This is a genomic window from Klebsiella michiganensis (assembly GCF_015139575.1).
Taxonomy (GTDB): domain Bacteria; phylum Pseudomonadota; class Gammaproteobacteria; order Enterobacterales; family Enterobacteriaceae; genus Klebsiella; species Klebsiella michiganensis.
The window spans coordinates 4,207,263-4,231,854 of the sequence record NZ_AP022547.1; the positions used below are offsets into that span (position 1 = coordinate 4,207,263).

Annotated in this window: 22 protein-coding genes; 11 read left to right on the top strand and 11 right to left on the bottom strand. The window is 56.6% G+C overall.

All coding sequences use genetic code 11. The annotated features are described in order from the left end of the window. Genes kdpB through kdpE form a run of 4 tightly spaced genes read left to right on the top strand, consistent with a single transcriptional unit; the run spans window position 1 to window position 5,999 of the window. Window positions 1–2,049, top strand: coding sequence for a potassium-transporting ATPase subunit KdpB (kdpB, locus tag JLG71_RS19855; RefSeq protein WP_049083038.1), 2,049 nt, complete (start codon window positions 1–3; stop codon window positions 2,047–2,049). Between the two features lie 10 nt (window positions 2,050–2,059). Further along, window positions 2,060–2,635: a potassium-transporting ATPase subunit KdpC gene (kdpC, locus tag JLG71_RS19860; RefSeq protein WP_025106377.1), complete on the top strand. Its 576-nt coding sequence runs from the start codon at window positions 2,060–2,062 to the stop codon at window positions 2,633–2,635. Window positions 2,636–2,637: 2 nt separating this feature from the next. Continuing rightward, window positions 2,638–5,325 carry a two-component system sensor histidine kinase KdpD gene (kdpD, locus tag JLG71_RS19865; RefSeq protein WP_200913769.1) on the top strand — a complete coding sequence of 896 codons (2,688 nt, stop codon included), beginning with the start codon at window positions 2,638–2,640 and terminating at the stop codon, window positions 5,323–5,325. Next, window positions 5,322–5,999 (top strand): two-component system response regulator KdpE, encoded by a 678-nt coding sequence (gene kdpE, locus JLG71_RS19870; RefSeq protein ID WP_025106379.1) that lies wholly within the window; start codon window positions 5,322–5,324, stop codon window positions 5,997–5,999. Before kdpD ends, kdpE begins: the two co-directional genes overlap by 4 nt. A 235-nt stretch (window positions 6,000–6,234) precedes the next feature. On the opposite strand, the gene araD is transcribed toward kdpE, so the two are convergent. From araD to seqA, 11 genes are all read right to left on the bottom strand, one after another. Then, the gene (gene araD / locus JLG71_RS19875) at window positions 6,235–6,930 is read right to left on the bottom strand and encodes an L-ribulose-5-phosphate 4-epimerase (protein WP_148849597.1); all 696 of its coding nucleotides are present in this window, start codon (window positions 6,928–6,930) and stop codon (window positions 6,235–6,237) included. Beyond that, window positions 6,920–7,819 carry an L-ribulose-5-phosphate 3-epimerase gene (locus JLG71_RS19880; RefSeq protein WP_032748734.1) on the bottom strand — a complete coding sequence of 300 codons (900 nt, stop codon included), beginning with the start codon at window positions 7,817–7,819 and terminating at the stop codon, window positions 6,920–6,922. Before JLG71_RS19880 ends, araD begins: the two co-directional genes overlap by 11 nt. Then, window positions 7,816–9,294 carry an FGGY-family carbohydrate kinase gene (locus tag JLG71_RS19885; protein WP_004848873.1) on the bottom strand — a complete coding sequence of 493 codons (1,479 nt, stop codon included), beginning with the start codon at window positions 9,292–9,294 and terminating at the stop codon, window positions 7,816–7,818. The genes JLG71_RS19880 and JLG71_RS19885 overlap by 4 nt, the downstream gene beginning before the upstream one ends. Window positions 9,295–9,321: 27 nt before the next feature. Beyond that, window positions 9,322–10,251 carry an ABC transporter permease gene (locus tag JLG71_RS19890; protein WP_046878552.1) on the bottom strand — a complete coding sequence of 310 codons (930 nt, stop codon included), beginning with the start codon at window positions 10,249–10,251 and terminating at the stop codon, window positions 9,322–9,324. A gap of 67 nt (window positions 10,252–10,318) precedes the next feature. Then, window positions 10,319–11,803 carry a sugar ABC transporter ATP-binding protein gene (locus JLG71_RS19895; RefSeq protein ID WP_106510528.1) on the bottom strand — a complete coding sequence of 495 codons (1,485 nt, stop codon included), beginning with the start codon at window positions 11,801–11,803 and terminating at the stop codon, window positions 10,319–10,321. Between the two features lie 105 nt (window positions 11,804–11,908). Next, entirely contained in the window at window positions 11,909–12,775 is an 867-nt protein-coding gene (locus JLG71_RS19900; RefSeq protein WP_227630943.1) for an ABC transporter substrate-binding protein, read from the bottom strand. A gap of 280 nt (window positions 12,776–13,055) precedes the next feature. After that, window positions 13,056–14,129, bottom strand: a complete 1,074-nt coding sequence (locus JLG71_RS19905; protein WP_004848867.1) for an erythritol/L-threitol dehydrogenase — start codon at window positions 14,127–14,129, stop codon at window positions 13,056–13,058. A gap of 116 nt (window positions 14,130–14,245) precedes the next feature. After that, window positions 14,246–15,043: a DeoR/GlpR family DNA-binding transcription regulator gene (locus JLG71_RS19910; RefSeq protein WP_004848865.1), complete on the bottom strand. Its 798-nt coding sequence runs from the start codon at window positions 15,041–15,043 to the stop codon at window positions 14,246–14,248. A gap of 322 nt (window positions 15,044–15,365) precedes the next feature. Beyond that, window positions 15,366–15,785, bottom strand: a complete 420-nt coding sequence (locus JLG71_RS19915) for a hypothetical protein (RefSeq protein ID WP_048261214.1) — start codon at window positions 15,783–15,785, stop codon at window positions 15,366–15,368. A gap of 57 nt (window positions 15,786–15,842) precedes the next feature. Beyond that, entirely contained in the window at window positions 15,843–17,483 is a 1,641-nt protein-coding gene (gene pgm / locus JLG71_RS19920) for a phosphoglucomutase (alpha-D-glucose-1,6-bisphosphate-dependent) (RefSeq protein WP_014228422.1), read from the bottom strand. A gap of 31 nt (window positions 17,484–17,514) precedes the next feature. Next, a complete protein-coding gene (seqA, locus tag JLG71_RS19925; protein WP_004848859.1) occupies window positions 17,515–18,063 on the bottom strand; it encodes a replication initiation negative regulator SeqA in 549 nt (182 codons plus the stop codon). A 184-nt stretch (window positions 18,064–18,247) separates the two neighbouring features. Between seqA and ybfF the strand changes: the two genes are divergently transcribed. The 7 genes from ybfF to tcuB all read left to right on the top strand — a co-directional run bounded on the left by ybfF (window position 18,248) and on the right by tcuB (window position 24,555). Next, window positions 18,248–19,021: an esterase gene (gene ybfF, locus JLG71_RS19930; protein ID WP_196545363.1), complete on the top strand. Its 774-nt coding sequence runs from the start codon at window positions 18,248–18,250 to the stop codon at window positions 19,019–19,021. Window positions 19,022–19,154: 133 nt separating this feature from the next. Then, a complete protein-coding gene (ybfE, locus tag JLG71_RS19935) occupies window positions 19,155–19,448 on the top strand; it encodes a LexA regulated protein (RefSeq protein ID WP_025106386.1) in 294 nt (97 codons plus the stop codon). Window positions 19,449–19,597: 149 nt separating this feature from the next. Beyond that, the gene (fldA, locus tag JLG71_RS19940; RefSeq protein WP_200913771.1) at window positions 19,598–20,128 is read left to right on the top strand and encodes a flavodoxin FldA; all 531 of its coding nucleotides are present in this window, start codon (window positions 19,598–19,600) and stop codon (window positions 20,126–20,128) included. 291 nt (window positions 20,129–20,419) lie between these two features. After that, window positions 20,420–20,872 carry a ferric iron uptake transcriptional regulator gene (gene fur, locus JLG71_RS19945; RefSeq protein ID WP_004130476.1) on the top strand — a complete coding sequence of 151 codons (453 nt, stop codon included), beginning with the start codon at window positions 20,420–20,422 and terminating at the stop codon, window positions 20,870–20,872. A gap of 129 nt (window positions 20,873–21,001) precedes the next feature. After that, a complete protein-coding gene (gene tcuR / locus JLG71_RS19950; protein WP_025106387.1) occupies window positions 21,002–21,928 on the top strand; it encodes a tricarballylate utilization LysR family transcriptional regulator TcuR in 927 nt (308 codons plus the stop codon). A gap of 97 nt (window positions 21,929–22,025) precedes the next feature. After that, entirely contained in the window at window positions 22,026–23,429 is a 1,404-nt protein-coding gene (tcuA, locus tag JLG71_RS19955; RefSeq protein ID WP_200913772.1) for an FAD-dependent tricarballylate dehydrogenase TcuA, read from the top strand. Next, window positions 23,416–24,555 carry a tricarballylate utilization 4Fe-4S protein TcuB gene (gene tcuB, locus JLG71_RS19960; RefSeq protein ID WP_014837817.1) on the top strand — a complete coding sequence of 380 codons (1,140 nt, stop codon included), beginning with the start codon at window positions 23,416–23,418 and terminating at the stop codon, window positions 24,553–24,555. Before tcuA ends, tcuB begins: the two co-directional genes overlap by 14 nt. The last annotated feature ends 37 nt before the right edge of the window (window positions 24,556–24,592 follow it).

The following is a 24,592-nucleotide window of genomic DNA, read 5'->3' on the forward strand; positions in this document are numbered from 1 at the left end:
ATGAGTCGCAAATCATTAGCCCTGCTGGAGCCGACGCTGGTGCGTCAGGCCCTGCTGGACGCCGTGAAAAAACTGAGCCCTGCCATACAGTGGCGTAACCCGGTGATGTTTATCGTCTGGATTGGCAGTCTGCTCACCACCCTGCTGGCTCTTGCCATGGCAAGCGGGCAGATCGCCGGCAGCGCCGGATTTACCGCCGCCGTGAGTCTCTGGCTGTGGTTCACCGTCCTGTTCGCCAACTTCGCCGAAGCGATGGCGGAAGGCCGCAGTAAAGCGCAGGCTAACAGCCTCAAAGGGGTCAAAAAGACCGCCTTTGCCCGTAAGCTGCGCGCGCCGCAGCACGATGCGCAAATTGACCACGTCCCCGCCGAAGAGCTGCGTAAAGGCGACGTGGTGCTGGTCGAAGCGGGGGATATTATTCCCTGCGATGGCGAAGTTATCGAAGGCGGCGCGTCGGTGGATGAGAGCGCCATTACCGGTGAATCCGCGCCGGTTATCCGCGAGTCCGGCGGCGACTTCGCCTCGGTGACCGGCGGGACGCGTATTCTCTCCGACTGGCTGGTGATCCGCTGCAGCGTCAACCCCGGCGAAACCTTCCTTGACCGGATGATCGCCATGGTTGAAGGCGCCCAGCGCCGCAAGACGCCGAACGAAATCGCGCTGACTATCCTGCTTATCGCCCTGACCCTGGTGTTCCTGCTGGCCACCGCCACCATCTGGCCCTTCTCCGCCTGGAGCGGTAACGCGGTCAGCGTCACGGTGCTGGTGGCGCTGCTGGTGTGCCTGATCCCCACCACTATCGGCGGCCTGCTGTCGGCCATCGGCGTCGCCGGGATGAGCCGCATGCTCGGCGCGAACGTGATCGCCACCAGCGGCCGCGCGGTTGAAGCGGCGGGCGACGTCGACGTCCTGCTGCTGGACAAAACCGGCACCATTACCCTCGGCAACCGCCAGGCTTCGGCATTCCTGCCTGCGCAGGGCGTGGAAGAGAAAACCCTTGCCGATGCCGCCCAGCTGTCGTCGCTGGCCGACGAAACGCCGGAAGGCCGCAGCATCGTGGTGCTGGCAAAACAGCGCTTTAATCTGCGCGAGCGCGATCTGCAATCGCTGCATGCCACCTTCGTGCCGTTTACCGCCCAGACCCGGATGAGCGGCATCAACATCGACCAGCGGATGATCCGCAAAGGTTCCGTGGATGCCATTCGCCGCCACGTTGAGGCCAACGGCGGCCACTTCCCGGCCGACGTCGATAAACAGGTTGAAGACGTGGCGCGTCTTGGCGCCACGCCGCTGGTGGTCGCCGAAGGCGAACGCGTGTTGGGGATTATCTCGCTGAAAGATATCGTCAAAGGCGGCATCAAAGAGCGTTTTGCCCAGCTGCGTAAAATGGGGATTAAGACGGTGATGATCACCGGCGATAACCGCCTGACCGCCGCCGCTATCGCCGCGGAAGCGGGCGTGGACGACTTTCTCGCCGAAGCGACGCCGGAGGCCAAGCTGGCGTTGATCCGCCAGTATCAAGCGGAAGGACGGCTGGTGGCGATGACCGGCGACGGTACCAACGACGCCCCGGCGCTGGCGCAGGCCGACGTGGCGGTTGCGATGAACTCCGGTACCCAGGCGGCGAAAGAGGCGGGCAATATGGTGGATCTCGACTCTAACCCCACCAAACTGATCGAGGTCGTACATATCGGTAAACAGATGCTGATGACCCGCGGTTCGTTAACCACTTTCAGTATCGCCAACGACGTGGCGAAGTATTTCGCCATCATTCCGGCCGCCTTTGCCGCCGTCTATCCGCCGCTGGCGATGCTTAACGTGATGCATCTGCACTCGCCTTCTTCGGCGATCCTGAGCGCGGTGATTTTTAATGCGCTGATTATCATCTTCCTGATCCCGCTAGCGCTGAAGGGCGTGAGCTATAAGCCGCTGACGGCCTCGGCGATGCTGCGCCGCAACCTGTGGGTCTACGGCCTGGGCGGACTGCTGGTGCCCTTTATCGGTATCAAAGCGATCGACCTGTTATTGACCCTGACCGGGCTGCTGTGAGGAAAAAACCATGTCATTCATTCGTCCTGCTGTTGTGCTGTTTATTCTGTTAACGCTGCTCACCGGCGGCGTCTATCCGCTGTTAACCACCGCGCTGGGACAGTGGTGGTTCCCGCAGCAGGCCAACGGCTCGCTGGTGCGGATTGACGGCGAAGTGCGCGGTTCCCGCCTTATCGGACAGAACTTTACCGCGCCGGGCTACTTCCAGGGCCGCCCTTCCGCGACGGCGGAGATGCCGGATAACCCGCTGGCGTCCGGCGGCAGCAACCTCGCCGCCAGCAATCCGGCGCTGGACAAAGCCATCAGCGAACGGGTGCAGACCCTGCGCGCCGCCAATCCGGACGCCAGCGCAACGGTTCCGGTGGAGCTGGTGACCGCCTCGGCGAGCGGACTGGATTACAGTCTGACGCCTGCCGCCGCTCTGTGGCAGGCGCCGCGCGTCGCCAAAGCGCGCCAGCTTAGCGTGGAGCAGGTCACGCAGTTGGTGAACGAGGCAACGCAAAAACCGTTGCTCAGTTTTCTCGGCCAACCTGTGGTAAATATACTGCAGCTGAATATGTCGCTGGATGCCCTGAAGGATAAGTAAAAATGAGTGACGAGCCGCTGCGTCCGGACCCTGACCGCCTGCTGCAACACGCCGCCGCCCCGCATCGCGGTAAGCTAAAGATATTTTTTGGCGCCTGCGCCGGGGTCGGTAAAACCTGGGCGATGCTGGCGGAAGCGCAGCGGCTGCGCGCCCAGGGTCTGGATATTCTGATTGGCGTGGCGGAAACCCACGGACGCAAAGAGACGGCGGCGATGCTTGAGGGGCTCAGTACCCTGCCCCAGCGCCGCCTTTCCCACCGCGGGCGCTACGTAAAGGAGTTTGACCTTGACGGCGCGCTGGCCCGTCGCCCGGCGCTGATTCTGGTCGATGAGCTGGCGCACAGCAACGCGCCCGGCTCGCGTCATCCTAAACGCTGGCAGGACGTCGAAGAGCTGCTGGAAGCCGGCATTGACGTATTTACCACCGTTAACGTCCAGCACCTCGAGAGCCTGAACGATGTCGTCAGCGGCATCACCGGCGTGCAGGTTCGCGAAACCGTCCCGGATCCGTTTTTCGACGCCGCCGACGATGTGGTGCTGGTGGACCTGCCCCCCGACGATCTGCGTCAGCGGCTCAATGAGGGAAAAGTCTATATCGGCGGCCAGGCCGAGCGGGCCATCGAGAACTTCTTTCGCAAGGGCAACCTCATCGCCCTGCGCGAGCTGGCGCTGCGCCGTACCGCCGATCGGGTCGATGAGCAGATGCGCGCCTGGCGCGACCGTCAGGGCCAGGAAAAAGTCTGGCATACCCGCGACGCCATTTTGCTGTGCATCGGCCATAACACCGGCAGCGAAAAGCTGGTCCGCGCCGCCGCCCGGCTGGCGGCCCGGCTGGGGAGCGTCTGGCATGCGGTGTATGTTGAAACCCCCTCTCTGCACCGCCTGCCGGAGGCGAAACGGCGGGAGATTCTCGCCGCGCTCAGGCTGGCGCAGGAGCTGGGCGCGGAAACCGCCACCCTCGCCGATCCTTCTGAAGAGAAGGCCGTTCTCCACTACGCCCGCGAACATAATCTCGGCAAGATAGTGATTGGCCGCCAGCAGAAAAGGCGCTGGTGGGATCGCAGCGGCTTCGCCGATCGCCTGGCCCGTCACGCGCCGGATCTCGACCTGGTGGTGATAGCGCTGGATGAGAAGGCCGCCTCCCTGCCGGCGCGCGCCAGCGATAGCCGGACGGCGATGGAAAAATGGCGTTTGCAGCTCCAGGGTTGCGTCGTCGCCATCGCCCTGTGCGCGGTTATTACCGTCGTCGCCATGCAGTGGCTGATGGCCTTTGAGGCCGCCAACCTGGTGATGCTGTACCTGCTCGGCGTGGTAATTATCGCCCTTCTGTACGGCCGCTGGCCGTCGGTACTGGCGACGGTGATTAACGTGGTCAGCTTCGACCTGTTTTTTGTCGCGCCGCGCGGCACGCTGGCGGTTTCTGACGTGCAGTATCTGCTGACCTTTGGCGTGATGCTAACCGTCGGGCTGCTTATCGGCAACCTCACCGCCGGCGTACGCTACCAGGCGCGGGTGGCGCGCTACCGCGAACAGCGCACCCGGCATCTGTACGAAATGTCAAAAGCGCTGGCTGTGGGCCGCAGCCGTGAAGATATCGCCGCCACCAGCGAGCGGTTTATCGCCTCAACGTTTCAGGCGCGCAGCCAGCTGCTGCTGCCCGATGAAACATTAAGACTCACGCCGCTGACGCAGCCCGCGGCGGCAATCACCTGGGATGACGCGATTGCCCGCTGGAGCTTTGATAAAGGCCAACCCGCCGGTGCGGGCACCGATACGCTTCCCGGAGTGCCCTACCAGATCCTGCCGCTGAAAAGCGCCACCCGCACCTGGGGACTGCTGGTCGTGGAGCCGGCCAACCTGCGCCAGCTGATGATCCCCGAACAGCAGCGCCTGCTGGAAACCTTCACCCTGCTGGTCGCCAGCGCGCTGGAACGGCTGGCGCTCACCGCCAGCGAAGAGCAGGCCCGGCTGAACAGCGAACGGGAAAGCCTGCGCAACTCGCTGCTGGCGGCGCTGTCCCACGATCTACGGACTCCGCTTACGGTGCTGTTTGGCCAGGCGGAGATCCTGACGCTCGATCTCGCCAGCGAAGGATCGAAGCACGCGCCGCAGGCCAACGAGATACGCCAGCACGTGCTCAATACCACCCGCCTGGTGAATAATCTGCTGGATATGGCGCGGATCCAGTCCGGCGGCTTTAATTTGCATAAAGAGTGGCTAACCCTGGAAGAGGTCGTCGGCAGCGCGCTGCGTATGCTGGAGCCGGGGCTCGGCGGGCGGCATATTCAGCTTGCGCTGCCGGACCCGCTGCTGCTGGTTCACGTCGACGGTCCGCTTTTTGAGCGGGTACTGATTAATCTTCTGGAAAATGCGGTGAAATACGCGGGAGTACAGGCGCAAATCGGCATTACCGCGGACGTCGATCCGCACACTTTAGTGCTTGAGGTATGGGATAACGGACCGGGTATTCCCGCCGGGCAAGAACAGGCTATCTTTGATAAATTCGCTCGCGGCAATAAAGAGTCGGCGATCCCCGGCGTCGGGCTGGGGCTGGCCATTTGCCAGGCGATCGTTGAGGTGCACGGCGGGACCATTAGCGCCGCGACGCGCCCGCAGGGCGGCGCCTGCTTCCGTGTTACACTGCCGAGGGAAACGCCCCCTGAACTGGAAGAGTTAGCCGAGGAAATGTGATTAACGTTCTGATCGTTGAAGACGAAAATGCTATCCGCCGCTTTCTGCGCACCGCGCTGGAAGCCGACGGCATGCGCGTATTTGAAGCGGAGACCCTGCAGCGCGGGCTGATCGAAGCCGCGACCCGCAAGCCGGATTTAACCATTCTCGATCTTGGACTACCCGATGGTGACGGCAACGCGTTTATTCGCGAGGTTCGCCAGTGGAGCCAGATGCCGATTATCGTGCTATCGGCGCGCACCGAGGAGCAGGACAAAATCGCCGCGCTTGACGCCGGTGCCGATGACTATCTCAGCAAACCCTTTGGTATTGGCGAGCTGCAGGCGCGGCTGAGGGTGGCGATGCGCCGCCATGCCGGCGCCCAGGCCGACGAACCGCGGGTGCGTTTTGCCGATATTGATGTTGATATCCCCGCCCGCCGCATCGTACGCGGCGATCAGGAGATCCACCTGACGCCGATTGAATTTCGCCTGCTGGCGGTACTGCTCAATAATCCCGGCAAGGTGCTGACCCAGCGGCAGTTACTCAATCAGGTCTGGGGGCCGAATGCGGTGGAGCACAGCCACTATCTGCGCATTTATATGGGGCACCTGCGGCAAAAGCTGGAGGCCGATCCGGCGCGTCCGCAGCATTTGCTGACCGAAACGGGGATCGGCTATCGGTTTATGCCCTAGCCGTTGTCCCCGGCTCGCGCTTCGCTTAGCCGGGCTACGGGTCCGCCATCGTCTGCCAGGCGGTAGCCCGGACAGGCGCGTCAAGCGCCGCCTCCGGGAAATGTGCCGGGCCTCATAAATCAACGCTGTTTCATCCCGGTGGCGCTGCGGTATGACCGGGCTACGTGTTCACCGTCGACTGCGGGCCGGTAGCCCGGATAAGGCGTTTACGCCGCAATCCGGGGAAGGCAGGCGATTATTGTCCGTAGTAGGCCCCTGCCCCGTGTTTACGCAAATAGTGTTTATCCAGCAGCGTCGCAGAGACCGGCTGTTCGTCAATGCTCAGCTGACGGGTCCACATATTCATATAGGCAATCTCCTCCAGCACCACCGCATTATGCACCGCGTTCGCCGGATCTTTTCCCCATGCAAACGGGCCGTGGCCGTGGACCAGCGCGGCGGGCACGCTGAGCGGATCGGTATGCTGCGTGCCCAGCGTTTCAATAATCACGTGACCGGTATTGGTTTCATAATCACCGCGGATTTCATCATCGCTGAGCGGGCGGGTACAGGGGATCGGCCCATAAAAATAGTCGGCGTGGGTGGTGCCCATCGCCAGCAGCGGCCTGCCCGACTGCGCCCAAATCGTCGCGTGGCGCGAATGGGTATGCACAATTCCGCCCACGCCGCTAAACGCCTTATACAGCTCCAGATGGGTCGGCGTATCCGACGAGGGCTTATAGCGCCCCTCCACCACCCTGCCGGTCGCCAGCTCCACCACCACCATATCCTCGGCCGTCATCACGGCGTATTCCACGCCGGAGGGTTTGATTACCACCAGCCCGGCCTCGCGATCGATACCGCTGACGTTGCCCCAGGTAAAGGTCACAAGATGAAATTTCGGCAGCGCCAGATTGGCGTCAAGAACCGCCTGCTTGAGGTTATCCAACATACTTCACTCCTGAATTCACAATGCCTTCATACTGAGGCGGGCGAAACGCCTGCTGGTATTTATCCGTTAGCCACGCTTTAGCGTCGGCGATTCTCTCGCTGTCCCGCCCGTCATTTTTGGCCCACATCTCAATCAGCCAGGCGCCGCGATAGTTCAGCGCCGAGAGCGTACGAAATATCTCGGTAAAATCGACGCAGCCGGTCCCGAATGGCACATCGCGGAACTGCCCCAGCGAAGCGTGCGAAACGGGCTGGGTATCCTTCAAATGAATGGCGGTGATTTTATGAATGCCCTTCCTCAACTCTTCGGGAACGTCGTTTTGCCAGGCGCTTAAGTTGCCAACGTCCGGGTAGACGCAAAACCACGGGCTGCAAACCTTCCGTTCAAGATCCAGCCAGCGGGAGATATTGCTCATAAAGGCAGTATCCATAATCTCCATCGACAGCATCACCTGCGCTTTCGCCGCTTCAGCCACCGCCCAGTTGATGCCCTCGATAAAGTATTCCCGGGTCTGCGCCGAAGAGGATTCGTAATAGACGTCATAGCCTGCCAGCTGGATGTTGCGAATGCCGACGTGGCTGGCAAAATCCAGCGCATCAAGCATCAGTTCCCGCGCCTTGAGCCGGGTATCGCGATTGACGCTACCAAAGGGATGGCTGCGGTGCGCGGAGAGGCACATGCTCGGCACATCAATGCCGCTGTTAATTTTGTCGGCCACGAACGCCAGCCGCTGCCCCCGGTTCCAGCGCAGCCTGGCCTGGCGCTCGGGGCTTTCGTCAACGGAGATTTCAATAAAATCAAACGCCAGGCCCGCCGCCATTTCAAAGCGTTTCGGCCAGTCCAGCGCCGCGGGGAGCGCTTTTTCGTAGATGCCAAGTCTGGGTTTCATTGCGCCGCTCCCGTCGCCCTGGAGAGGCTTTGCGCGACCGCTAAGTAACGGGCGTAGCCTTCACGCAGCTGCTGATGCCGATTGCTGTCGGGTTGATAGCAGACCACCTCGGGCTGCGTGGCGGCAATCGCTTCGCTGAAGTTAGCGTAGGCGCCGCTGCCGGCCGCGGCGCACAGCGCGGCGGCTCGACAGCCGGCCTGTTCGATATCCACCACTTCCAGCGGAAGATTGGCCGCATCGGCGTACATCTGCGTCCAGCCTCTCGACTGGCTCGGCCCGCCGGTAAAGCGAATTTTTTGAATATCCCGATTGAGTTCAATAATGCGGTCCTGATGCACCAGGTGAGAAAAAACGATGCCGCGATAGATGGCCGCAATAATATCCTTTTTCGTATGATGCCCCGCGAGGCCCACTAGCGCGCCGGGCAGATCCATCGCCAGATTGGAACCGAACAAATAGGGTAAAAAAATGAGGTTACTGTCGGTATCTTGCGCAATCCAGCTTTCGAAATGGTCGTAGCAGCGGTCATCGTCAGGGAAAAACTGCTTCACAAACCAGGAGAGATTGCTCGCCGAAGTGGGGCTGCCCTCGTGAACGAAGTATTTGCCCGGAATGCAGTATTTCCCCCAGATGTAGGGAAAGTCGCTGGCAATAATGCTATCCGTCACCGAGGTGGCGATACTCCAGGTGCCGGCCACCGCGCTCAGGGTATCCGCCCGGTCAATGCCCGAGGAGACGGCGGAGGCCACCACGTCGAAAAAGCCGCCGAAAACCGGCGTCCCCGGGCACAAACCGCAATCCAGCGAGGCCTGCAGGGTAATGTGGCCCACGCAGTCCGTCGAGTTCACCACCGGCGCGGTTTTATCCGCCACTTCCTCAATGCCAAACAGCGCCATCATGTCGCGGTCATAGCGGGAGGTAAACTGGTTATAAAAATTGCTGCCGGAAATATTGGTGATCTCCGCCGTCGCCTCGCCGGTCAGGCGGAAACGAACGTAGTCGTGCACCATTAAAACGGCGTCGATCCTGTCGTAATTGGCCGGCTCATGCGCTTTCAGCCACGCCAGTAGCGACACCGGATGTCCGGTCCACAGCTGCTGCAATCCTTTTGGGTATGCCAGCTTGTCTATACCTTCGCGATACCATTTTTTGACAAACGCCAGCGCCCGGGTATCGGATGAGATAATCCCGTTGCGCACCGGCTCGCCTTTTTTGTCAATCGCGTAGAGCCCTTTGCCGTGCGAGGAGAAACCGATCCCGCCGATGCTTAGCGGCGGCACCTGGCTTTCATACAGCGCTTTTTTTATCACGCTGCAAACGGTGTCCCATAGCTCATGCATGTTCCGCTCGGTAAAGCCCGGCTGTTCGGATAATACCTGCGCATATTGCGACGCCACGTGAATCTCTTGCCCTAACTCATTATATATACCGGCTTTGGTGACCGTACCACCGATATCAACCCCGATAAAATTCATATTCCTTCGCCTCATATTTAAAATAAGTTAACGTCTGGCTGAGCTAATAAAGGTGGCGCCCCAAATAATAAGCCCTTTCACCACGTACTGAACGTAAGGTGAGATCCCCAGAAGGTTTAAACCATTATTCAGTACGCCGAGCATCATGGCGCCAATCAGGGTGCCGATAATCATTCCGCGGCCGCCGGCAATGGATGCCCCGCCGAGCACCACGGCGGCAATGGCATCCAGTTCAAATCCGACGCCGGCATTCGGCTGGCCGCTCATCACCCGCGAGGTGAAAATAAGACCGGCAAAACTGGCGGTAAAACCGCTGATCACGTAAACCAGCAATTTATAATATTTCACCCGCAGACCGCTCAGGCGCGCCGCTTCTTCATTACCGCCGAGGGAATAAACATAGCGACCAAACGGCATATGATTCAGGACGATATAAAAGATGAGATATAAAACCACCATCAGAATAATAGGCACCTGAATACCGAACAGATATTCACGGCCCCAAAAAGCGAATGAATCCGGTAAGCCGGAGATGGGGTAGCCGCCGGTATAGATCAGCGCCAGCCCCTTCGCAATAATCATTGCCCCGAGGGTCACGATAATCGGCGGCATTTTACCGTAGGCGGTTAAAAAGCCGTTCAGCGCGCCAAAGGCGACGCCGGAGCACAGGCCGATAAGAATGGCTAACCACGGATCTAAACCATAGTACTTCATTAATCCCGCCATCAGGGTACCGGCCAGGGCCATGACCGCGCCGACGGAAAGGTCGATTCCGCCGGTCAGAATGGCAAAGGTCATCCCGATGGCAATGATGGCATTAATCGAGACCTGACGGGCGACGGTCGATAAGTTATCGACCGTTAAAAAGTAGTCATTAAAAATAGCCATACAGGAGAACAGGAGTACCAGACCAACAAACGGCAGGAACGCGGGCATTTTTAATAAACCATGGAGCATCTTTTTATTTTTATCAGGAGATGCGGCGGGCGCTAATGACACGTTTTCATTACTCATTTAATACTCCCTAAATAATATTACCGGCAGCGTGCAGCATAATCACAGTGGAATTGATTTGGTCGTTCTCGAGTTCGGCAACGATATTACCGTCGCGAAAAACCATTACCCGGTCGCTAACGCCAATCACCTCTGGTAGCTCAGATGAAATCATAATTATTGAAATACCCAGGGCGGTGAGGTCGCGCATAATCTGATAGATTTCTGATTTCGCTCCGACATCAATACCGCGAGTCGGTTCGTCAAAAATAAGAATATTGACATCATGATTCAACCAACGGGAAATAACGACTTTCTGCTGGTTACCGCCGCTCAACGTCCCCACCGCGGTCCCGGCATCCGGCGTTTTCACGCCAACGTGACTAATTAAGCGCTCGGCGGTCAGGCGCTCTTCGTTATCGCGGATAAGCGAGAACTGGCAGGCGTGTTTGTTAAGCCAGATATTGTCTTTGACCGAAAAAGGCAGCACCAGTCCCTGCGTTTTGCGGCTTTCCGGCAACAGACCAATGCCCAAACGCAGAGCCCGGTCGGTGGATTTTATCGTCACCTCTTTTCCGGCCAGGCGGACGCGCTTTTTGAAGCATTTATCCGCGCCGGTCAGGGCCAGGATCGCTTCGGAACGCCCCGACCCCACCAGCCCGGCGAGGCCCAGGATCTCCCCTTTGCGCAGCGTCAGCCGATTGAGCTGGCTACTCTCGGTAAGCTGAATTTCGGCCTCCAGCAGTATCTCATCATGCGCCAGCGTCCGCCGCTCGGGATAGATATTCTCCACCTCACGGCCGACCATCATCTGGATCATCTCGGCGATATCGATATTGTCGACCTTTGCCGACCCGATATATTTGCCGTCGCGGAGAATGCTCAGGCTGTCGCAGATCTCATATATCTCCTCAAGATGGTGCGAGATAAAGAACATCCCGACGCCTTTGGCCTTTAAATCGCGCATCACGCGGAAAAGATGCTCCGCCTCGCTCGGGGTTAAGGTCGCGGTGGGTTCATCCAGAATGAGAATTCGCGCATCCAGCGACAGCGCTTTGGCAATTTCCACAAACTGCTGTTCGGCGACGCTGAGATGGCAAATTTGCTCATCGGGATCGAGGGTCACGCCAAGATCTTTAAAAATGCGTAACGCCTCGCGGCGCATCGCTTTACGATCTAGCAGGCCAAAACGATTTACCTTTTCGCGATTAAGGAAAATATTCTCATAAGCGTTCAGATAGGGAATAAGAGAAAACTCCTGAAAGATAATCCCTACGCCGCAGGCAATCGCGTCACGATAGTTATGAAAATGCTGCTGCTTACCGTCAATAAAAATATTACCGGCGTCAGGTTGATATATCCCGCAAAGGATTTTCATTAACGTCGATTTACCCGCGCCGTTTTCACCTAATAAAGCATGCACCTCCCCTCGGCCAAGGGTGATATTGACATTATCCAGCGCCTTGACCCCGGGGAAGCTTTTACTGACGTTTTTGACTTCCAGTAAGCTGGGCATAAACATCGCTCCATAATGGCTCGATAAAATAGCGAGCCATACTTTAATAAGAATCCGGCACGGCTCACCTGAATAAGCGAGAGCCGCTGTAGCGTAATAATGCGATTACCAGTGGAAATCTTTGGCGTTGGTTTTATCGATAAGCTTCACATCAACAGGGATCTCTTTAGGAATATTCGCCCCCCAATGTTTGGCCAGGGCAATACCTAAACCAATACGCAGCTGATCGCGCGGGAACTGAGCGGCGGTGGCAATAAACGGCGTATTACCTTTAGCAATTTCAGCGACCGCTTCCGGAGAGCCATCAACGCTCACCAGCTTCACATCGCGCCCTGATGCCTGAATCGCCGCCAGAGCGCCGAGTGAGCCAACATCATTCACGCTAAAAATACCGTTGAGCATCGGGTTGGATTGCAGCATATTTTCCGTCACGCTCATGGAGGTATCGCGCTCTTGTTTACCATTCAGTTTGGTAATCACTTTAATATTGGGATGCTTTTTCATGGCATCTTCAAAGCCGCGCACGCGCTCCAGAATAGGTACCACCGGAATCCCGTCGAGAATCGCTACGTTGCCTTTATCACCCAGCGCTTTGGCTAAGTGTTCTCCGGCAATAAAGCCCGCATCATAGTTTTTTGAACCGACAAAAGAATCGATCGGACCATTAGCCTGAGCATCTATCGCCACCACCACCACGCCGGCTTTTTTAGCGGCCAGCACGGCGGTTTCCGCACCGACGCTATCAGCCGGGTTAATCAGCAAAATATCTATTTTCTTTTGCAGCATATCCTCAACGTCGCTAATCTGCTTGGAAACATCATGCGCCGCATCCGCTGTATAGACGGTGGCGTTAATATCTTTTGCCGACTGCTCAAGCGACTCTTTCATGGTGACGAAATATTCGTTATTCAATTCCTGGAACGACATACCGATAGTCAAAGGTTTGGCATTAACGCAGGCAACCATGCTCATCGCAAGAAGTCCTGAGAGTATTGCTTTAGTCTTAAATTTTACAGGCATTCACTATCTCCTTATTGAGTAATGCGCTGAGAAATAAAATTTATTTATCAGCGTTTTCATGGTACGGATGCTGCCTGATATACTGAGCAATAAATACGCCGCTGGCAGATAGCCAGAAGCCACTGATATTGTTCTCAGTTATCCCCATGATTGAAATCCAGTATTTAATGAACAGCCATCAGCGGTCATTTGCGTAATAATTAAAAATGACGAACTTAACTAGTTAAAAAATTTATGGCTTAATGACGACCTTAATCGAATCGAGCGATTTAGCCATCTCAAAAGCGGCTTTCCACTCATCAATAGAATAGAAATGCGTCACCACGCCTTTGGCGGTCAGCAGACCGCGCGCAAAGAGATCGATGGCGATTTCATAGCTGTAAGGCCCCAGATGCGCGCCGCGGATATCCAGCTCTTTACGGTCGCCAATAATCGACCAGTCGGCGGTCGTTTCTTTACCAAACACGCTGAACTCAACGAAGCGTCCCAGCTTACGAATCATCTCCAGACCCTGGGTCACGCCGATAGGGGCCCCCGTCGCTTCGATATACACATCGCAGCCGTAGCCATCGGTCATGGATTTTACGATAGCGATGGCGTCCTCTTGCGCCGCATTGATGACCACGTCGGCGCCAAACGCTTTCGCCAGCGCCAGGCGGTCGTCCATCGTGTCGATGACCACCAGTTTCTTCGGCGTTTTCAGATGAGCGACCTGCACCATACACAGCCCCAGCGGCCCGGCGCCGGCGATAACAACCACATCATCCAGTTCGATATCTCCGCGGCGTACCGTGTGGATTGCGCAGGCCATAGGTTCGATCAGCGCGGCATCTTCTTCGCTTAATGATTCAGGAATTTTGTGAATAATCGCCCGTTCGGAAAAACGCATATATTCAGCCATACCGCCATCGGCGACATCCTTCTGGAAACCGTAAATATCATGGGTTTCGCACATCCAGTATTTGCCTGTTTTACAGAAACGGCACTCATGGCAGGGGACAATCTGTTCAGCCAGGATGCGATCGCCAATTTTTAATTGATATTTTTCAGCGGAGCCCGGACCTAATTCGGCAACCCGACCGTAAAACTCATGGCCGGGCACCACCGGCGTTTTCACCCACGGATTATCGCCCCAGAACATCGGCGCGCCGTCCTGGGCCTTGCAGTCGCCGGCGCAGATTCCACACCCGTCAACCTTAATTACCACTTCCTTTTCTTTGGCGACCGGGCGGGGAATTTTCTCAAAGCGATAATCCTGGGGACCATGGCAGACAACCGCTTTCATATCTTCAGGTAATTGTTCCATCGTAAACCTCTTTTTCGGATAAATAATGAAGAGGGATGGTATTGCTGGCGCAATACCCCTCCATCGGGCACAAGGGCTATTCAATAATAATGCCGGTAGAATATCTGGCAGAGCGGCTATTTAGTCTCGACAATATGTACCTGGTGCTGGCGATAGGTATCAGCTGGTAATTCGTTAGTGATCAACACATCAATATCCGCCAGATCGCATATTTTATAGAGTGAATAGCGTTCAAACTTACTGCTATCGACCATCAGGATTTTTTGATCGGCAACTTTCAGCATCTCCTGCTTCAGCCGGACGTTGACTTCATTGCTGTCTTTTATTTCCAGCCCGGCGTCGAGACCCTGGCAAGAAAAAAACAGCTTATTGACCTTAAAGTTGTTGATAATGAACTCGGCGACCGGACCGTGAAAATCACCGTGGCGCTCAGAATATTCACCCCCAACGCTGACTATTCTTATTTTCTTACGACAGGCTAAGGTTTGAATAATATTCAAAGAATTGGTAATCACGGTCAGCTCGATGTCAGGCAGCTGGCGCGCTAAAAACCAGCAGGAGCTGCTATTATCCATGATAATGCACTCATGCTCATGAATAAACTGCAGCGCGCCTTTAGCAATACGCATCTTACGTTCCGGCTGCTCTTTGGTGCGCTTAATAAAGGCCTCGGCTTTATCGACAAAGTTCCCGTGATTTGTCGGCGTATCGGCAGCTAAAAATGATGCGTTATTTTCAGAAATCATTGCACCGCCAAAGCTGCGAACTATTTTTTTATTTCTCGCCAGAGCGGTTAAATCCCGGCGAATGGTTTCTGGAGATACACCGAATATCTGTGAGAGCTCATTAACTCTGGCGCATCCTTTTTCTACGACATATTCCACAATTAATGAATGACGTTTAACTTGTAACATAGACGTTCTCAAGAAAGCATTCAGGATTTAATGACATAAATATAACAAAATCGTCCATATCAGTAAGTGACATAAATCATACAAAATCAAAACAAGTTTTTAGCTTTTTTTAGTTTGAAGTTGATCATATATATGAGGCAACTTTCATTTCGGATGGAATAAATTTGTGATTAAAATCGCAGAATTAGCCGTGATTGTTCGTTTGCTTTAGCCGTATATTCGCTAAAACGGGCAAACCCGGTCAAAGCAATAATACCCGTTTATGCCCGATTCAGTCAGCGTAATATCCGCCAGGCCTGTGCCGTCTGGATAACACATAACGTCAAACCTTGCGGCATCGCCATAATGTCACGACTTTTGCCGCCTCTGAGACCAGCAGCAGAGCAATAAAGAAGGCCGCGCTTTTCAACGCCACCGCCTGCGCCAGCCAGACCACCAGCGAAAGCGACGGGAGCATAAAGGCCAGACGCAGCGGCGTCTGCGCATAGGCCAGCCACGGCGCATAGCGGCTCTGGCGCCAGAAGAGAATCATCGACGCGGGAATGCTGATAGTCAGAATAAAATGAAGGGTAAACAGCCAGGCGGCCGCGGAGCCCCAGGTTTGCAGCAGCGGTAAAAATGAGAGGATATCATCGTAAAGCGGTACTCGCCGGTGGTAGATGTTCCAGCCAATAAACTGCAAGAGATAAAAGAGATCCATCCCGCCCCAAAACCAAAAAACGTTTTTTCGTTCCCGATTCATCGCTATCCCTGCGAAAAAAAACAGGCCCTGAAAAGGGCCTGTTTATCGTGCGGTCAATTACGCGTTTTTCAACACTTCGCTGACAATCTCTACCGCTTCTTTCTCAATCTGCTGACGATGTTCAGCGCCGAGGAAGCTTTCGCAGTAGATTTTATAGGCATCTTCGGTACCTGACGGACGCGCGGCGAACCAGCCGTTGTCGGTCATCACCTTCAGACCGCCAATCGCCGCCCCGTTGCCCGGCGCCGCGGTCAGACGCGCGGTAATCGGATCGCCTGCCAGGGTGCTGGCGCTCACCATTTCCGGGGAGAGCTTAGACAGCGCCGCTTTCTGGGCAGACGTCGCGGAAGCCTGCAGACGGTTATAGCTTGGCGCACCAAAGCGCTCTGCCAGCTCGTCGTAGTGCTGCTGCGGGTTTTTGCCGGTGACTGCGGTGATTTCCGCCGCCAGCAGGCACATGATGATGCCATCTTTGTCGGTAGACCACGGCGTGCCGTCAAAGCGCAGGAACGACGCCCCCGCGCTCTCTTCGCCGCCGAAGCCGAAGCTGCCGTCAAACAGGCCGTCAACGAACCACTTAAAGCCAACCGGTACTTCCACCAGTTTGCGCCCCAGATCGTTGACTACGCGGTCAATCATCGCCGAGGAGACCAGGGTTTTACCGACAGCCACATCTTTGCCCCACTGCGGGCGATGCTGGAACAGGTAGTTAATCGCCACTGCCAGGTAGTGGTTCGGGTTCATTAACCCGGCCGGCGTGACGATACCGTGACGGTCGTAATCCGGGTCATTGGCGAAGGCCAGGTCAAACTTGTCGCGCAGCGCCAGCAGGCCCGCCATCGCGCACTCGGAGGAGCAGTCCATGCGGATTGCGCCGTCTTTATCGAGGTGCATAAAGCGGAAGGTCTGATCGACGTGGTCGTTAACGATGGTCAGGTTGAGATTGTAATGCTCAGCGATACGCTTCCAGTATTCGATACCGGAGCCGCCCAGCGGATCGACGCCCAGCGTCAGTCCGGCTTTCTGGATCGCCGCCATATCGACGATATCCGCCAGCCCTTCAATAAACGGCTGCACCAGATCCTGCTCTGTGACGTGGCCGGAGGCCAGCGCCGCATCAAGAGAAATACGCTTCACGCCCTGCAGACCGGCAGCCAGCAGTTCGTTGGCGCGATTCTCTACCACCTTAGTCACGTTGGTATCCGCCGGGCCGCCGTTAGGCGGGTTGTACTTGATACCACCGTCTTCCGGCGGGTTGTGGGACGGCGTGATAACAATACCGTCAGCCAGCGGGCCGCCCTTCTTGTTGTGCACCAGAATCGCATTGGAAATCGCCGGCGTCGGGGTGAAGCCGTTGTTTTCCTGAACGATGACGTCAACGCCGTTCGCCGCCAGCACTTCCAGTACGGAAATGAAAGCCGGTTCGGAGAGTGCGTGAGTGTCCTTACCAACATAGCATGGGCCGGTGATCCCGTTCTTCGCGCGATCTTCAGCAATTGCCTGAGCAATCGCCAGAATATGCTGCTCGTTGAAGTTGTGGCGCGCCGCGCTGCCGCGGTGACCGGAGGTGCCAAACTTCACTGCATGTTCCGCGTTGCCAACTTCCGGCTTCAGCACATAGTACTGGGCAGTCAGTTGGGCGACGTTAATCAAATCACTCTGTTGCGCAGGTTGACCCGCGCGCTTATCGATTGCCATTGCCTGATCCTTCTGGTGCAAAGTTAACTAACTAGATCGTACCGCAAACCTTTTCGATCAATTCCGCAGGGAACTGCATTGACTGCATGATATGTTCGATCATGCTGCATTTGCGACCGGTATTGGTATTTGTAATGACCCACCACGGCGTTCCCGGTACCTGCTTAGGTTTCGTCTGATTACCGTTTTTCTGCAGCGTGCGTTCATCCTCAGCGAAATAAACGCGGGTGCGCCCGTGCAGGGACTCGGTCGCCTCGGCAAACGCTTTGCTGTCTAAGGCGTAGAGGGTGGTCAGAACCAGCATGAAACGGTTTACCGCGCGCTTTTGTTCGGCGTACTCATCAGATAACAGCAGCTCACGCATAGCGCGAACTTTATCTTTCAGAGGATTGGCGGGTTTCACTTCAACGACAGGCGTTGGCGCAGGGGCCGGAGCGGCTTTCGCTACCGGTGCGACAGGCTGGGAAACGGCGGAAAACTTCAACATGCGCCGTAAAATGTCGGATGCGCTCTCGCCAATATGCTTGGTGTGGCTGGCAATATAGCTATAGAGTTCATCATCAACTTCAATTGTTTTCATCTTAATCCAGTGCGATATCTTTTTCTGAATACAAGTTGTCGGGATTATAGGGACAAATCCCAACCGCGGATAGCGTCAAACCAGGATGGCGGTAAAACTCGGATATCTTCCGGGTCTTGCAGCCGGATGGCAGAATGTCCAACATAATACCCTAACCCGACGGAGCGAAAAAAAGAACTTTGCCATGAAATTAAATAGCCGAGCGCAATCTGCACAGAATCCGCACAATAATCCCCCTATCGTCCTGGTCCACGGCCTTTTTGGCAGCCTGGATAATCTTGGGATCCTCGCCCGCGATCTGGTTCTCGATCGCGATATTATCCAGGTCGACATGCGAAACCACGGCCTTTCGCCGCGCTCGCCTGACATGACCTATCCCGCGATGGCCCAGGATCTGCTTGATATTCTCAATGAAGCACAGATTGAGAAAGCCACCTTTATTGGTCACTCAATGGGCGGTAAAGCGGTGATGGCGCTGAGCGCGCTGGCCCCGGAGCGTATCGCGGGCCTGGTCGCCATTGATATCGCCCCGGTGGATTATCACGTCCGCCGCCATGATGAAATCTTCGCCGCCATCAATGCCGTCACCGACGCGGGGGCCGCTACGCGTCAGCAGGCGGCGACGATCATGCGCCAGCACCTTAACGAAGAGGGCGTGATTCAGTTTCTGTTAAAATCTTTCGTGGACGGCCAGTGGCGGTTTAACGTACCGGTGCTGTGGGAGCAGTACGATAATATCGTCGGCTGGCAAACCGTTCCGCCCTGGCCGCATCCGGCGCTGTTTATTCCGGGCGGCAACTCCCCCTACGTCACCGATGCCTACCGCGAGACTTTATTAGCTCAGTTTCCCCAGGCGCGCGCGCACGTTATCGCCGGCGCCGGGCACTGGGTGCATGCAGAAAAACCGGAGGCCGTTATCCGCGCGATCCGTCGTTATTTGACCTCTATCGCCGCGTAACTGCCTAAAATATACTCGACCGCGCGGCTTAATGCCCGCGGCCGTTGGCGCAGCCCGTCGCCTGATGTATTATGGCGCGCTGTCTGCGTCGGCTATGCCCGATAGCTTGTTTCCCCCGAAGTCACTCTGAATCATGGCAAAAGAACAAACGGACCGTACGACATTAGATTTGTTCGCAACTGAGCGTCGGCCGGGTAGACCGAAAACGAATCCGCTTTCGCGCGATGAACAGCTGCGCATCAACAAACGCAATCAGCTTAAACGCGATAAGAGTCGCGGTCTGAAGCGCGTGGAGCTAAAGCTCAATGCCGATGCTGTCGATGCGCTTAATGAGCTGGCCGAAGCCCGTAACATGAACCGCAGCGATCTCATCGAAGAGATGCTGATGAACCAGCTGGCAGCCCTGCGCGACCAGGATAAAGCCTAAAACCCTCAAAAAATAAGCTTTCGTGTAGCAGAGTGTGCAGTTGGGCGTGATTGCTGTTTCCGCGCCCTTCTCAGTTCTGCTATCATTGCCCCTATCTGCGGGCATTACGCCACTACCACATCATTAAGTTTCAAGAGGTTATTTTACTCATGGCAATCATCGGCATCTTTTTTGGCAGCGACACCGGCAACACCGAAAATATTGCAAAAATGATCCAAAAGCAGCTTGGTAAAGACGTTGCTGATGTTCACGACATTGCCAAAAGCAGCAAAGAGGATCTGGAAGCTCACGATATCCTGCTGCTCGGCATTCCCACCTGGTACTACGGCGAAGCCCAGTGCGACTGGGACGATTTCTTCCCGACGCTGGAAGAGATCGATTTCAATGGCAAACTGGTGGCTCTGTTTGGCTGTGGCGATCAGGAAGACTATGCTGAATACTTCTGTGATGCGCTGGGGACCATCCGCGACATCATCGAACCGCGTGGCGCAACTATCGTTGGCCATTGGCCGACCGCCGGCTACCATTTTGAAGCCTCTAAAGGCCTGGCCGATGACAATCACTTTGTTGGCCTGGCCATTGACGAAGACCGTCAGCCAGAGCTGACTAACGAACGCGTGGAAAAATGGGTAAAACAGATTTCTGAAGAGCTGCACCTCGAAGAAATCAAGAATGCCTGAGTCTGAACGGCGTAATCATCAGGTTTCGCCGAATTGATAGATAAAAGCAATCAAAGTTATAGCTACAAGTTTTTAACTTTTAATCACATATCTGTACAATGTCCTCTGATTTAACGGGGTCGCGTGAAGCACTTTGTAGCGAGTGCCTCGTTTTTGACAGCATACAAGGCCCGATGCTTGCAGTTTTCATTTCACCATGGCAGTTCTATAATGAGACGCATTACATCGGGTGATTCTCTGTATTACTTCCGCTGAAGGAAGTAGATCGTTTAGCAACAGGACAGATTCCGCATGACTGACAACAATACCGCATTAAAGAAAGCTGGCCTGAAAGTGACGCTTCCGAGATTAAAAATCCTGGAAGTGCTGCAAGGACCGGATAACCATCATGTCAGTGCGGAAGACTTATACAAACGCCTGATTGATATGGGTGAAGAGATTGGCCTGGCTACCGTCTACCGCGTACTGAACCAGTTCGACGACGCCGGCATCGTCACCCGTCATAATTTCGAAGGCGGTAAATCCGTTTTTGAACTGACGCAGCAGCATCATCACGATCACCTGATTTGCCTCGACTGCGGCAAAGTGATCGAATTTAGCGATGATTCCATCGAAGCGCGCCAGCGTGAAATTGCCGCAAGGCACGGTATTCGCCTGACTAACCACAGCCTGTACCTGTACGGCCACTGCGCAGAAGGCGACTGCCGCGAAGATGAACATGCCCACGACGCGGCAGAGAAATAATCACCGCATCGTATACCGCCAAAAGCCAACCTGAAGGTTGGCTTTTTTTTGCCCGGAATCTGCCGCCTCTTTCTCTCGCGCTGCAATACGTTTACTGTCAGTGCATCCTGACGTGTACGGAGAGTCGACATGGAGCTTCGCCAGCTACGCTATTTTGTGCGCATTATTGAAACCGGCAGTATGGGCCGCGCCGCGCTTGACCTGGATATCGGCGTCTCCGCGCTTAGCCAACAGATGGCGCGCCTCGAGAACGAACTCGCCATTCGCCTGCTGCAGCGGACGTCTCGCGGCGTAATGCCGACCAGCGCCGGCCTCGCCTTCTACTCCCAGGCGCAGCTCGCGCTGCGTCACGCCGATGATGCGGTTCTCGCCGCGCGCGAGGCGCGCCTTTCCGGCCACGTCAGCGTCGGTATGGCCCCCAGCACCGCCTCCGTTCTCGGGGTGCCTTTTATTCACGCGATGCGCGAAAGCTATGCCGACGTCCGCCTGCATTTGGTCGAGAGCCTCTCCGGTAACCTTGAACGCATGATCAACACCCGCCAGCTTGACTTAGCTATCGTGTTCCAGAAGGAGAAGCTTGTGCGCTGGAGCGCCAGACCTATTCTCGAAGAGCGTCTGTTTCTGATTGGCACCCATGACGTGCTCTCTCCCCTTCCCGAAGCGAGCATCTCGCCTGGCCAGCTGGCCGCTATCCCGCTGATAATGCCAAGCCTGGGGCATGGACTGCGCGGCAGGCTGGAGGCGATCTGCCAGGAGCATGCCCTGAGCGTCGATGTGGTGGCTGAAATCGACGGCCTGGCCCTGCTGATGCGCGCCGTCCGCGACGGGCTCGGCGCCACTTTGCAGCCGGGGGCGGCAATTTCCCATCTCGACAGCGAGTCCCTGAGAGTGATCGGCGTCGACAATCCGATACTCAGTCGACCTAATTTTCTCGTCAGCCTTTCCGATGATGAGCTGACTCCGGCAGGCCTTGCGGCCCGCGTAATACTGGCGAAAGTCATGCGTCAGCTGGTTGAGTCAGGTCGCTGGCCCGGCGCCAGCCTTTACGCAAACTAAACCCCCCTTTAGCAATACGCCATAGCGTCCAGCCGGCCGTAACGAATACATTTTCATTACAAATTTAACAATCAAGCAAAGCGTAATGGAGCCATAAATGGTGGATGTACTGGTCATTGGCGGCGGCAATGCCGCGCTATGCGCCGCCTTAACCGCCCGGGAAGCTGGCGCGTCCGTACTGCTGCTGGAGGCCGCGCCGCGGGAATGGCGAGGCGGCAACTCTCAGCACACGCGGAATCTTCGCTGTATGCACGATGCTCCGCAGGATGTTTTGGTCGACTGCTATCCGGAAGAAGAGTACTGGCAGGACCTGCTGCGCGTCACCGAGGGCAACACCAACGAAGCGCTGGCGCGCCTGGTGATCCGCACCTCATCGCAGTGCCGGGACTGGATGCGCCAGCACGGGGTTAACTTTCAGCCGCCGCTCTCCGGCGCCCTGCACGTGGCCCGCACCAACGCCTTTTTTATGGGCGGCGGCAAGGCTCTTATAAATGCCTATTACCGCAGCGCGGAGCAGATGGGCGTAAAGATCCGCTACGACACGCCGGTACAGGCGCTCGAATTAGATAACGGCGAATTCGTCGCCGCGCTGGCGGGCGAAGAGAGGATCGTCGCCAAAACCTGCGTCCTCGCCGCCGGCGGATTTGAATCTAACCGCGAGTGGCTGCGTGAAGCATGGGGACAGAATGAGCGCGGTGAATGGCCAGCCGATAACTTTCTCATCCGCGGCACCCGCTTCAATCAGGGCGTGCTGCTCAAGTTTATGATTGACGCCGGGGCTGACATTATTGGCGACCCCTCGCAATCCCACTGCGTCGCCATTGACGCCAGGGCGCCGCTCTACGATGGCGGGATCTGCACGCGCGTGGACTGCGTGTCGCTGGGGGTGGTCGTCAACCGCGACGCCGGGCGCTTTTATGATGAAGGGGAAGATTTCTGGCCCAAACGCTATGCCATCTGGGGCAGGCTGGTCGCCCACCAGCCGGGGCAAATCGGCTACTCGATCATCGACAGCAAAGCGATCGGCCACTTTATGCCGCCCGTTTTCCCCGGCGCCCAGGCCAATACCATTGAAGAGCTGGCTCGCCAGCTGGGGCTGGACGCGGAACGCCTGGCGCAAACCATCGCCCGCTACAATGCCGCCTGTACGCCGGGCCAGTTCGATCATACCCGGCTTGATAACTGCGCGACATCCGGCCTGACGCCGCCGAAAACCCACTGGGCGCGGCCCATCGATACCCCGCCCTACTACGGCTATGCCCTACGGCCGGGGATCACCTTTACCTACCTTGGGCTGTACGTTAATGAACGCGCCGCCGTCCATTTTGCGGGCAAGCCGAGCCGCAACCTGTTCGTCGCCGGCGAAATGATGGCCGGCAACGTGCTGGGCAAGGGGTATACCGCCGGCGTGGGCATGTCCATCGGTACGACGTTCGGCCGCATTGCCGGCCAGCAGGCCGCCCGCGCGGCGCAGCAGGAGACACACCATGAAATCGCTTGAAAAGCTGATCATTGACGCGCAAATCATCACCGAGTCGGAAGCGGAAGTTGAACGGGTGATGCAGGTCTGTAACGCCTGCCGCTATTGCGAAGGGTTTTGCGCCGTGTTTCCGGCCATGACCCAGCGCCTGGCTTTTGGCAAAGCGGATATAAACTACCTGGCCAACCTGTGCCATAACTGCGGCGCCTGCCTGCATGCCTGCCAGTACGCGCCGCCGCACGAGTTTGCCATTAATGTCCCGAAGGCGATGGCGGAAGTGCGCCTGGAGACCTATCAACACTATGCTCAGCCCGCGGCTTTCGGCAGCCTGTATCGTCGGGCCGGCGTAACCACGGTACTGGCGCTGGTCGGCGGGCTGATCCTCTTTCTGCTGCTGGCGATGGGGCTAAAAGGCTCCCTGCTTCATCCGCCGCTGGCCGGCGATTTCTACCAGATTTTTCCCCATAACCTGCTGGCGTGGATGTTTGGCACGGTCTTCATACTGGCCATGGGGTTACTGATGGCCGGGGTGATCCGCTTCTGGCGCGAGATTTCGCCGGGTCAGCCTCAGGCCATCGACATCGCTAAAGCCTCGCATAATGCGCTCACGCTGAAGTATCTCGACGGCGGTCACGGTAAGGGCTGCAACGAGGCCGATGACGCGTTTACCCTGCTGCGCCGCCGTTTCCATCACTTTACCTTCTACGGGTTTCTGCTCTGTTTCGCCGCCACAGTGGTAGCCACAGGTTATCACTATATCGCCGGCTGGGAGGCCCCCTACCCGTTCTTCAGCGTACCGGTTGTGCTGGGCACGCTCGGCGGCATCGGCCTGCTGGTGGGCCCGGCGGGTTTGCTATGGCTGAACCTGCGCCGCTCGCCGCTGCACGGCGACCCGCGGCAAAAACCGATGGATCGCGGCTTTATTCTGCTGCTGCTGCTGACCAGCTTCACCGGCCTCGCCCTGCTGGCGGGACGAGACACCTCGTGGATGGGCATTCTGCTTGCCATTCACCTCGGCGTGGTCATGGCGCTGTTTTTGACCCTGCCATACGGAAAATTCGCCCACGGATTTTATCGCTGTGCGGCGTTACTCAAATGGGCGATTGAGAAACGGCGCGGAAAACAGGCGGCAGTCGCAGGCGACTAGTCCGCTCATCTTACCTCTATAAAAACAAGATAAAGAC